Here is a 12,388-nt window from a genome sequence, read left to right as displayed (position 1 = left end):
TCACCTTCCTTCATTTTGCATACAAGGAAGCGATACATAGAAGATCGACCCCGTCTTGCCGTCGCTCTCCGCTCGAACCGTCCCTCCATGGGCTTGTACGATTTCCCTGCAAATCGCCAGTCCGAGCCCGCTGCCCTCTATGCCCTTCTCCACGCCCGGTCGGTCATATCTGTAATTGCGATCGAAGATTTGCTCGAGCTGGTCCGGTGGAATACCCGTGCCGGAATCTTGTACGCTAAGGATCGCATGGCGAATATCCTTCGCCTCTTCCACGGCAAGCGCAATACGCACCAACCCGCCGTTAGAGGTGAATTTCATCGCGTTCGACACGAGATTAAACAACGCCTGGTCTATTCTTTGCGCGTCCATCAAGGCAACAGGCAAGTTAAGCCGTCGATCTTCCGCATCGCCGATATCCAGCATGAATTCCAACCCTGCATCACGCACGACCAGTTCATATCGTTCAAAAAAACCGCGCAAGAAGCGAATTACGGGTACCGGCTCCATTCGGTACGACACTTGTCCCGTCTCCAAATGCGACAAGAAGGACAACTCCTCGATCATGCGGTTAATTCTTATCGTGTTATCCCGGATATACTTCAAGTACTGTTCATTACGTTCCGGCTTGACCTTGTCCTGCACGGCTTCTACATAGCCCAGCATGCTGGACAGCGGCATGCGCAAATCATGCGTAATATAGGCAAGGAGCTTCTTCCTCCCCTGCTCGGAGTGAAGCAACCGGTCATACGAAGCGCGGAGATCATCGTGAGCCGCGGATAAGGCCTGCGTGCGTTCCTGCACGGTCCGTTCCAAATTCAGATTCATTTCGGTCAGCTTATCGTTCGCGTCCTGCAGTTCGCGTGTAATCCGCTCCTCGTTCGATGCCGCCCTCGTAAACCTTGAAGAAAGCAGCATCATCTGCGCGATCGTGAACACCAGCAGGCCAAGCGGAGATGTATTGGCGATCGGAGACCATTCGTTATAGTATAAAAAATCATTGACGACAGTAACCAACGCAACTACGGACACCAGCAAGAAGAGCAAGGCTCCCTCTTTACGCCGCATGGCCGCTTGGACCAGCCCCACCATCAGATACACCATGTGCAGAACAACGATCACGCCGATGACGAGCAGCATTTTCGTATATAGAATTGCGGGGGTCGCCGCAACGATGATACAGCATGCGCCGGTTACGACCCGCGTGCCAAGACGAAACCAACGCGACACATAATTCGGGAATATGCAATCGAAGTACATGGTGATGATATAACCGCTGCTGCACAGAATCAGGTACTCCGTCTTGAACTCCAATTCCCAAGGAAAAGCCGGCCACAATTGCGTAAGCAAGACCTCGCCGACCAACAAGGATCGGATACCGAACAACACCGTGAACAAACCGAAATACAAGGGTGCCTTGTCTTTGCGCCGCAGTCCGAACAACAGCAGATGATATACGCCGATCACCAGCAGGCTAGCGGTTATGAACACTTCGGCAGCGACTTTCAGATGGGTTCTGACCGTTAGCGCATCGCTGCCGCCCAGCTCTATCGATTTGGTGATGCCACCTCGCATATGATGGAAGTTGGCGACTTGCATAACCAGCTCTACCCTGTCGCTCTCGGGCTGGAAGAACACCAGCTTCGTTGCCAGTCGCGGCGTTACGCTGCGCTTATCTTGACCAACGACACCGACTTCTGCCAGCAATTCTCCGTTCGCCCATAATTTATACGCGTGAAAAATAGTAGGCAGCCTCAGGGCAAGCCGCTCGTTTCGATCCTGCTCGCCAAGCTGGATGACCAACCGAAAGGTCGCGAAGCCTGTACCGTTCAGCAGTCGACCATCCAGCCGATAGCCCAGCCAGGAGCTCGGGATGCTGATCCAGCGTTCATGAATTTCGTCAGTTGCAGAACGAATCCGAATGTCCTCCGGCGACAGCAGCTCTTGCCAGTAGAACGCCCATTCTCCCGTTAACTTTAGCGGGTTCTCGCTGACATGAACCTGCGTTAGATCCAGGATTCCTTCTTTGCTTTCGATCTTCGGGGAGTCCGGTGCAGGCATGACGGCATAGCTTGCAATCAAACCGACAACAACGGCAGCAGCTATATAAAGCAAGATCTTACGAGAACCGAGTCGGAGAATTCCCCTCATGATGAACCTACCCCAATCTGCAAGAGCGCAATAAGCAAGTCAATTATCCAAATCATATCATCATTAAAGGAAAATGTACCCTGCAAATATCCGCAAGGCGCTGCTTGCTGCTATGGTTTCATCGGCGTAATTTGCGAGGTTCGAATCCATCTGACCTCAGCGAGGCATATTTGCTCGATCGTACGAACTCGCGATGGGCTTCTTGAATGGCGTTCGCGCGCATCAGCAGCTCCTCGGAACCGCCATGCTTCAGCTGCCCGGCAATCCGCATCAGATTGAACGTGTTGAAATGGTTCGCATCCGCTTTGCTGCGGCTATGCTGCAATGCGTCCTCGTACGCTTGCCGTTCCGTGGAGAGGCTCATGGCTTGATCATGTAGGTGGGGATCATGTCGCTGCAAGTAGTCCATTTCGTCGGCCCGCAGCTTCTTGCCCGTCATGAGCAGATTTCGAATCAATGCCAGACGCGGCTGATCCGCGGTCGCGCGTGCGTCCTTGCATTGCTGTATCGCTTTGAAATAAATACTGGCCGGCTGCGCGGATTTAATATTCATGCCATCCCCCTAATTACAAATGTCATCATGTGCAACGTTGCCTTGATCCAATGATCCGGCTGCATCTACCATTTGCAATGACAGCTAGCTTCACTTCGTCAAAACCTACACATATACTACAAATTTATCATGAAAGATCGTTCTATATCGAAAACGCAAAGAAAACTTTGAGTTCATAGCGAATGTTGATCTCATACGCCAACTCATGCCCCTGCCGGAATCAAGGCAAAAAGCCTGCTCCAATGGGAGCAGGCTTTTCGCTAGTTTGGTAGGGTTACGTTGCTTGCAAATTGATCTGTTTAAGATTAATGCAAGTCCGCGTCATACTCCATCACGCTCACTTTGCCTCCTAATGCGCTGCCCCCCGTTGGAACGTAATAGCTCACGTAGATGTTGTCCGAGCTGTCGATAGCGAGATGGACCCACTGAACGTTATCTGCGGTGAGGCCGGCATACTCGACGACGCTCCAACTCATGTTCTCGTATTTCATCACCGTTACCCGGTTGCCGTTCGCAGCGTCCCGATAAGCAACATAAGGCGTGCCTTGGCTGTCGAAGGCGATGCTTGCGTTCAAGGTCATCGAATCTGACGTCGGGAATCCGGTCGTGCCTACGGCTTCCCAAGCGGAGCCCGTGTATCTCGCCACGTTTATCTTGGAATTGCTCGTATAGACCACATAAGGTAAGCCGCTCGGATTCAGCGCGAAGGTTTCGCCCCAATAACCGCTCGGTACCGGAGGCTCGCTAAGAAAACTCCGAGCGAAGCTCTCGCCCTCGTATTTCGCCATGGCCATTTTAGTACCCGAATTCCCTACGTTATAATACCCGTAGAACAAATATGGCATGTCGTTCGGGTCTAGCGCGACGACCGTATTCACAATGCTTGCCGCCCCGATACCGCTCTGTATCTTCTGCCAAGTACCGTCTTTAAATCTCGCCACGTGCACGTTCTTCGTGCTCTGACTGACGTCGACATAAGATATATATGGCATATCGTCCTTGTCGAACGCAATGGAGACATTATCCCCCATTTCCGAGATACTGCCTACGGTCTCCCACGTTCCCGCAATGTATCTCTTCACGACGGTTTTCATGGATTGCGCGATATAAGCGACGTATAGCGTGTCCTGGCTGTCCATGGCGAGCGTGACGCTTACCTGCGCCCACGACTTATCGAGGACGGTTGGATCGCCGATGGTCTGCCACTCGCCTGTCGCTTCCATGTATTTCTTCACGTAAACCTCTTTATTCCAGGTCAACGCGGCAACGTAAGGCGTGCCCTGGCTGTCGATGACGACATTGGACTGATTATTCACCAACGCATCCATCGCATCGCCAAGATTCAGCCACGAGGTCATGGTCCACTTTGCGTATAGGGTCATATCCTTGGTCACCGTTGCCGAGAAGTCATAGGCGTTCGTCAGTGCGGAATCTCCGTACCACCCGTCGAACCGATATCCTACCCACTTCGGTGCGGAAGGTGCCGCAGCTTTCCCGCCGGGAACCACCGCCTGGCTCGCAATGGCCGGCCCGCCGTTGCTGTCGAAGCTTACCGCGTAGCTGTTGAATGACCATTTCGCGTACAACGTGAGGTTCGCTATCACCTGTCTCTCCGTGAAGAGATAAGCCTCGTTCAGCGCGGCATCGCTGTACCAGCCGACAAACGTATAACCGGCCTTCGTCGGCGCGGTAGGCGCCGCAGCGTTGCTGCCATTGTTCACATGCTGGTCGGCCACTGCCGATCCGCCGTTGCTGTTGAAGCTCACCGTATAGACGGCCGTCCACTTCGCGTACAAGGTGAGGGCAGACCTCACCTTCGTCGAGAAGTCGTAGGCTGCGGTCAGACCGGCGTCGCTGTACCAGCCGCCGAACGCGAAGCCGTTCTTCGTCGGTGCGGTTGGCGATGCAACCGTGCCGTCATAGGCTACCGTCCGGATAGCCACCGCCGAGCCGCCGTTACTGTTGAAGCTCACCGTGTAGCTGTTGATCGTCCACTTCGCGTAAAGCGTAAGATTAGCCGTAATCGGCGTCGTCGAGAAGCTGAAACGGTTCGTCAAGCTGCTGTCGCTATACCATCCTTCGAACGTTTGACCGGTCAACGTCGGCGCTCCGGGCGCAGTAGCCACGGCTCCTTCCACCACCGTCAGCTCAGCCACTTCCGTGCCGCCGTTGCTGTTGAAGCTCACCGTGTAATTGTTTTTGGGAGCAACCGTCCATTTTGCATACAACGTCATGTTAGCCGCCACGGTCTTCGTCTCGAAGTCGTAAGCGTTCGTCAAGCCGCTGTCGGCGTACCAACCGCCGAATACGAAGCCTTCCTTGGTCGGCGCGCTAGGCGCCGCGGCCTTGTCTCCTTCGTTGACCTTCTGGTCGGCGACCTCCGAGCCTTCGTTGCTGTCGAAGCTCACCGTGTAACTGCGCAGCCACTTCGCGTACAACGTGAAGTCTGCCGTTACCGATGTCGCGAAATCGTAGGCGCTCGTCAGGGCGCTATCGCCGTACCAGCCGCCGAACGTCAGATTATCCTTCGTCGGTTCAGCCGGTTTGCTTACCTGGGAGCCATACCCTACCGTCTGGGCATTGACCGTTGATCCGCCGTTGCTGTCGAAGCTTACCGTGTGGTTGTCCAGCGTCCACTGGGCGGCGAGCGCGACAGCTTGGGCCGGCATCGTTGCCGGAGAAGCCGGAGACCATCCGGTAAATGCATGCCCCTGCCAGGTCGGAGCGCCCAGGTATAACCCCGTCGTTGCCCCGTATGGGACGTTAACGACCTTCGTCGTGTCGCCGGAGCCGTTGTAATCGATCGTCAAGGCGTAGGTATTGCGCTTATAGTACAGTTTCAGGATCGTCGTGCCTTTGCCCGCGATCGGGGCCGCCAGCACCGTTCCCGGGATGCTGCCGTCGAACGTGAAGCCCGCATAGGTCTTGCTCGGATTCGTCAGCTTCGCCTCGGTATCGGTCGCGCCGCGATACGATTCCGTATCCGCGACCGTATAGGTGTCGCTTCCGATATTTTGCAGCAAGTAGACGACTTGGTAAGACGTGTCTTCTTTGGCCGTCCATCTCGCGGTATAGGCTGTGTCCGAAGCCGGCATCGCGCTTGGCACGTTCGGCGACCAACCGGCGAACGTATATCCCGGTCTTGTCGGCACGGGTATGCGAGCCGCGATGTTCTTGCCGGCTGCTTCCGTTACCGAGCTTCCGGGCGCTCCCGCATAGGCCCAATCGAAGGTCATCGTACGATTCATCGGGTAGTACTCGACTCTGACGACCGTCGATCCGTCGCCCTTGATCAATACGCCGCTTGCCGTACCCGTCCCGTAACCTTGGTTCTTGAACCTGTCGGAGGCAATCCGAATCTCCGTGCCGGTCGTGCCGATCAACGTTTCCGTAGCCGCGGGCGACATCGCCGTCTTGGTGTTTGGATCGATCAAATAATGCTGAACGGTATACGGCGTATCCGTGTTCGGAATCCAGTGCGCGTACAGCGTCCAATCCTGGGCAGGCATGCGGCTCGGAATGCTCGCCTTCGTGCCGCCGGAGGCTGACCAGTACCAGCCGTCGAAGGTATAGCCCCGATTGACCGGGGTGGCGAGTGTGATCGGCGCGTTATACGGCGCGGCGACCACCTGGGTCATGCCCCCGTTCTGCGGATCCAGTTGGATAATATAGTCGCCTACCCTGGCCAACCATTGCAACGGAATCTTGCGCGTGAGCGAATCCGACGAATACGACAGCGGCGCGCCTTTCCAGGTGATGACCAGATTACCCTCGCTCACCTGAATATCCGTATTCACCACTTCGATTTTCCCGGTATTCGCCCGATACCTGAAATTCTTATTGTCCACCTGGATGTCGAATCTCGAACGGTCGTACGCCTGCGTACCCATCTCGCCCGTCTTCAGATCGAAATTGCTCATCGTGAGCAGATTCTGCGGTACGGAGAGGGATGATGCGGAACCTGCCAACTTCACGGCGGGCGCCGTATCCTGCGAATAGGCAAAATCGACGACCTGCTTCTGCTCCCCTGCCGAGTACAGCGGCCATTGATTGTCGTATACCGGTACGCTGGCCGAGAGCAATCCGTCGCCCAATTGGGCGCCTACCGAGCTCTCGAGATAGATGCCGATCTCTACGTACAGCGCGCCTAGAGATCGGGTAGACTGTACCCCGTTCTGCTTCTTCATTTGATAGTAGAAGTACCCCCACAAATTCACGTAGGCGCCGGGTTCTACGGCCAGCCCGATGCTGTTCAATTTGACGCTTCCGATCCCCGCTTTAAGCTCCATATGCATGCCCGCCCGCAGCCCGAGCGTTCCCATGACGTAGAAGGTGAACTGATAATTGCCGTCGCCAGGCAAGCTGACGGTGTCGCTGTTGCCGGAGAAACTCAGCACGCGCAAGGTAGCCGAGTAGCGCTTGGCGGACGTATAGTTGAAATCGGCCCCGATCGTCAGGTTCACGTTGGCATGGACGACGAACTCCGCCGTGAAGTTGACTTCGACGATGCCGAACGCCACGCGCATGCTCTTGTCCACGAGCTCTTTCTTGATTAACGGAACCCAGTCCGTCTCGTTCTCCATCATCTCTTGATACTGCGCCCTTAGCGACGCATCGTCGACGCCGGTATCTTGCACGCCGTCGATTAACGCTTGGATTTCCGTCGCGATGTCGCGCACCTTGCCTAGCATGCCGCCGTTATTGGCTTTATCCCAGTCATCCAGCGCACTCTGCAGCTTATCGTGTTCGACGGTGGCGATCTTCGCCGTTACGTTGATTCCGGTATAGGTATAGGCATCCAGATTCACGGTGACCACATAATCGTCTATGGTGTACCAATAGGGGACGCCCCAGAAGTAGTCCCAATGTCCTTGCAGATCCCCGTCTACGCCCAGCCCCAAGCTCATCTCCTCAAGGAAGGTACCGGTCATATGGATGACGAGGTCGCTGTCTTCGTTAATCTCAACGACGATGTCGGCTGCCACTTGCAGCGAGGCGCTAACGCCCGAGGTTCGGCCGTCGATATGACGCAGCGTCGTGCCGAGCAAAGCGGCGACGGTCAGATTCTCCACTTTGACTTTGCTCTCGTCGCTTGCCAGCGCCTTGACCATCGCCTTCGGCTGCGCCTTGAATTCTTTGGTCTGCATCGCCAGGCCGGACAGATAATTCCCGGCTTTCGCGACGAAACCGCTCGCTTGCGCTTGCTGCTCCATTTGATCTTCGAGCTTGGCGGCATCCTCGTCCGATAACAGCAGGTCGCCGTCAAGCGCTTGCTTCTGATAGATGTCGAAGACATGCTCGATGTCTGTCACGGTGGCATCGTTATACGTTATGATAAGCATCTCCGCCGCATGGGTAACCGACGTGATACGGCCATATCCGCTTACTTCGGAACCTTCTTGGGCAAATTCACCCGTATAGAATCCGATAAAATCGCCCACGTCGACGGTGGTAAGCTCGCTCAAGCCGAATCGCGCATACAGACTGTCGCTGTAGTTCATCGCGAGACTCTCTACCTCGATCGAGTGGTTATCGGCGTCTCCATCCGTGTCCGCGTCTACGCTCACCGGCAGAACGTCCGGCTTGAACAACACTTGCTTGGCATCCGCGTTGCCGAACGTATAGGTGTTGCCGCTAATGGCCGTGATCGTGACATAGGCGACAGCTCCGTCTTCGACGCCGGATGTTGCTACCGTGCGCAGATCGGGACGAACCCCTTCATAGATGGCAAGGGCATCGCCGACCTGAATCGCCGCGTCTCCGGTATAGGTGAATGTTCCGCGGCTCGCATTCGCCTCGGCGAGACCGGATCCGCCGTCACCCACCGTCGTCGAGACGACCGGAACGACGGGCGAATCCGCATCCGCGCCATTCAGCATCATATCCCTGACTTCCGCGAAAGGCAGGTAGATCATGTTCGGATTTAACGGGATACGCATGGTTTCTTGCTTCGCGACGCTAAAAACATAGATGTTCGTCGTCTCGTCTTGCCCTGCGAAAGACAGGCTGTCATCCGTCAACGTAAGTTGATACGTGTTGCCTTCTTCGAATCGACCGTCTTCGGTTGCGGAAGCCACCGTGAAGCGTCCGTTCGAACCCGTGACGGTAACCTCCGCGGCGTCCGGATTCGCGATGTCGTTGAACGTCATGCCCGCTTTTACCTCGGATGCCGTCAGATTGCCGGTCTCGTCGTCTACGGCGATGGTGAAGTCCGGCGCGACATCCAGCACCGAGTAACTGGGAATGCTCTCTACGCCATGACTGACGTTATCGATATATTTGGCATACAGCTTCGTATCCGCGCTAACGGTACTTCCATTCGCGAAAATAAGCGACAAATCGCTGTCCCTAAACCAGCCTTGGAAGATAGAGCCTTCTTTCACGGGGGCAGGCAGATGATTCAGCGCTTCCCCTTCCTTTACGCGCCGAGCAGCGACCGCCGTCCCGCCGTTGCTATCGAAGCTCACCGTATAGTCGGCAGGATTAGGAACACCGGGATTGCCGCCATTGTTGCTACCGCCGTTCCCGCCGCTATTGTTGCCGCTGTTGCCGTCGCCATTCCCGCCTGTCTCGGGATCCGTCGTCCCCGTCGTTTGATTCTGATTCATCCACGCCTGCACGACCGCGCTATTGCGCATGAAGAGAACCGCCGATTCCGCGCGGGACGCTTGGGCATGCGGGTTGAAATCGCCATTCCCATCCCCGGTGAACAAGCCGGCTTGCCACAGCTTGACGACCGCGTCAACCGCCCAAGGGGAAACATCGGCAAGATCGCCCGGCTTCGTGGTGACGCGTTTGCTAGTTTGATAAGGAATCTGATAGATTTCAAAATAACGCAAACTCATCGCCGCCATCTGCTCACGGGATACGGTGGCATCCGGAGCAAATGTCCGGTTGCCTATGCCGGCCGTAATGCCTTTCTTGGCTGCCCACGCTACGAATGGCGCATACCAAGTGCCCGACTGCACGTCGGCGAAGGTCCCGGTCGTATACTCGCTTACATCCACGCCCGCCATTCGTCCAATCGCCGTCACATACATGGCACGCGTCAACGTTCCCTTGGGCGAGAAGAATCCGCCGCCCGTTCCTCCGAAAATACCATGCTTCTGGACATAGACGGCCGCATCGTAGAACCAGTCCGTTGGACTAACATCCCGGAACCCGATTGGTTCAGTTGCAGCCTGCTGCTCCGGCAGTATTGACGCTGCTGTTTGCTGCACCGGCAGTTCGGACGCCGCCGCCTGTTGCGCCGGCAGCTCGGTCACAGCCATGCTGATGACCAGCACCCACGCCAGAACTCGCGATGCCAGCTTCCCTTTCCATTTTGACGCATGCTTCACGCTAAATCATCCCTTCTCGCTCGCACTGTTGAGAATCTTCGTTTCTGCCATCCTGTTCTATCGATCAACGTATGAAGATATTGAATTCTAGCATGGCAGAGGATTGATTTTGCGGACTGTAAAGAAAACTTTAACGTGCGCTTGCGACACGTTTCTTCCAATCCGTACATTTTTCGCTTCCGAATAGCACAAAACGACAAGGTGAATCGCGGATGTCCGACAATCGAATAGCGAACGTTCGACAAGCTGAAGAAAAAACAAAAAAGATCACGGCGTCAATTGATGCCCAACGCCGTGATCCTTTTTGTCCACCGAGTAAGAACTACGCGAAGCTTTAATGCTCACACTTTTCATTTGTGCCGTGCATCCAACTGCGGCTGGCGGCTACGCCCGGCGCACGAAAAAACCGTTGCAGCATCGGCTGCAACGGTTTCTTTGCCACTGCTTTATTGCGATTGCGCTATTCCGTTGACGAGGACGTTGCTGACGTTATTGGGTTTATCTTCGGCATTCCAAAATATGCTAAAATGGATAGAGAAGTAGGGATAATCGACACTTCGCATACGTGGAATGAAGCCGTTATGCGCAGAAATATCTTAATTGAGCGGAGAGAGCCCATGTAGGAAATCCAGTTTAATTTCGGGGCTACAACCAACTGTTTACATTTGCATTCGACGAAAAGGAACTCTCGTTGTCCGCGCCTGAACTAAGCTCTAAAATCAACGTGGATTATCTCGTGAATGTCTGGGAGAACGCCGATTTTTATTTCTTGTTCCACGACAAGCGTAACTTCTGGTACATCCCCAAAGCGTCGTTCCAAAACCGAGAACAGGAGCAATATTTCAGGGCAATCATCTTGAAGCATCATAAAATCTCGACCGGGATTATGAAATAAACATGCCCGCGCACGCGCCACGATTGACCGCATGTGCGATCGAACTGTCTGTAAAATACTTTGTGTAAACTCTCAAACCTATTAAAATGAAAGTAACAGAAGGGTTGGGGAGTACACATGGGATTATGGACAAAAGAGCAGCTGCGGGCATTCATTAAGGAGAACAAGCTGGTCACCGCGCAAGATGCTCAAACCGCATTGAAAGACTTGTTCGCCGAGACGATTCAGGAAATGTTAGAGGCCGAGATGGACACGCACCTCGGCTACGAGAAGCACGAGACGAAAGCCAAAGTCTCCTCCAATAGCCGGAACGGCAAGAGCAAGAAGACCGTCATGAGCGAGTACGGTGAACAGGAAATCTTGGTTCCTTGTGACCGGTTGAGCGAGTTTGAACCGCTTGTCTTGAAGAAGCACCAATCGAACGTTACCGGCATCGAGGACCAGATTGTGGCGCTGTACGCGAAGGGTGTCTCCACGCGAGACATTCAGGATCACTTAGAACAGGTACACGGGATCGAGGTCTCGCCCACGCTCATTTCCAATGTCACCAACAAGTTGCTGCCGCTCATTAAGGAGTGGCAGAGCCGGCCGTTGCAGGGCGTATATGCGGTCGTTTTTCTAGATGCCATTCACTTCAAAGTGAAGCAGGACGGCGCTATCGTGAACAAGGCTGCATATATGGTCATCGGAATCGATCTGGATGGGAACAAGGATGTCCTGGGCATGTGGATCGGCGAAAACGAGTCGTCGAAGTTCTGGCTTAACGTCCTCAATGACCTTAAGAATCGTGGCGTGCAGGACATCCTGATCACTTGTGTGGACAATCTCAAAGGCTTCACAGAGGCGATCTCTGCCTGCTACACCAAAACGGAGATTCAGAAATGCATCATTCATCAAATCCGCAACTCGACTCGCTATGTATCCTACAAGGACCTCAAAAAAGTCACCGCGGACTTGAAACCCATCTACAAAGCCGCGACGGAAGAATTGGCGCTGCTTGAGCTTGACCGTATTGAAGAAGCGTGGGGAAGCAAGTATCCGCTCATCATCCGGTCGTGGCGCAACAACTGGTCCGAGCTCTCGACCTTCTTCAAATACCCGCCGGAGATTCGCAAGCTCATCTACACGACGAATATGATCGAAAGCTACCATCGACAGCTTCGTAAGGTCACCAAGGGCAAGAGCATCTTTCCGACCGACGAGGCCTTGCTCAAGATGCTCTATTTAGCTACGATGGATGTTGTCCGTAAGTGGACCGGCCGGGTACAGAACTGGGGACAAATCCTCCTCCAGCTGTCCGTCTTCTTCCCTGATCGCATCGGTCAACATTTACGCTAAAGTTTCACGGGTAGTGAGTTTACACAAAATTATTGACAGACCCATTATTTATTGAAGGAAGGCACCAGTTGCGACATAAACAATTGCTTCTACTACTAGCATTACCGATTCTGC

Annotated in this window: 5 protein-coding genes; 2 read left to right on the top strand and 3 right to left on the bottom strand. The window is 54.4% G+C overall.

What is annotated here, in order from left to right; all coding sequences use genetic code 11:
• The 3 genes from GT003_RS23785 to GT003_RS23775 all read right to left on the bottom strand — a co-directional run bounded on the left by GT003_RS23785 (nucleotide 1) and on the right by GT003_RS23775 (nucleotide 10,041).
• Nucleotides 1–2,148 (bottom strand): sensor histidine kinase, encoded by a 2,148-nt coding sequence (locus GT003_RS23785; RefSeq protein ID WP_161702595.1) that lies wholly within the window; start codon nucleotides 2,146–2,148, stop codon nucleotides 1–3.
• A gap of 118 nt (nucleotides 2,149–2,266) precedes the next feature.
• Complete coding sequence (locus GT003_RS23780) at nucleotides 2,267–2,701, bottom strand: hypothetical protein (RefSeq protein WP_161702593.1); 435 nt, start codon at nucleotides 2,699–2,701, stop codon at nucleotides 2,267–2,269.
• Nucleotides 2,702–3,006: 305 nt separating this feature from the next.
• Complete coding sequence (locus GT003_RS23775) at nucleotides 3,007–10,041, bottom strand: InlB B-repeat-containing protein (protein WP_161702591.1); 7,035 nt, start codon at nucleotides 10,039–10,041, stop codon at nucleotides 3,007–3,009.
• Between the two features lie 655 nt (nucleotides 10,042–10,696).
• Here GT003_RS23775 and GT003_RS33165 point away from each other — a divergent pair.
• Together GT003_RS33165 and GT003_RS23765 are read left to right on the top strand one after the other, a co-directional pair.
• Nucleotides 10,697–10,936 (top strand): YcxB family protein, encoded by a 240-nt coding sequence (locus GT003_RS33165; RefSeq protein ID WP_420831470.1) that lies wholly within the window; start codon nucleotides 10,697–10,699, stop codon nucleotides 10,934–10,936.
• A 117-nt stretch (nucleotides 10,937–11,053) separates the two neighbouring features.
• On the top strand, nucleotides 11,054–12,274 hold the full coding sequence (locus GT003_RS23765) for an IS256 family transposase (protein WP_161702587.1): 1,221 nt from the start codon (nucleotides 11,054–11,056) through the stop codon (nucleotides 12,272–12,274).
• The last annotated feature ends 114 nt before the right edge of the window (nucleotides 12,275–12,388 follow it).

It is taken from the genome of Paenibacillus sacheonensis (assembly GCF_009909195.1).
GTDB lineage: Bacteria > Bacillota > Bacilli > Paenibacillales > Paenibacillaceae > Paenibacillus_Z > Paenibacillus_Z sacheonensis.
The sequence above is the reverse complement of the archived record's forward strand: the minus strand, read 5'-3'. Positions and strand labels throughout refer to the sequence as shown.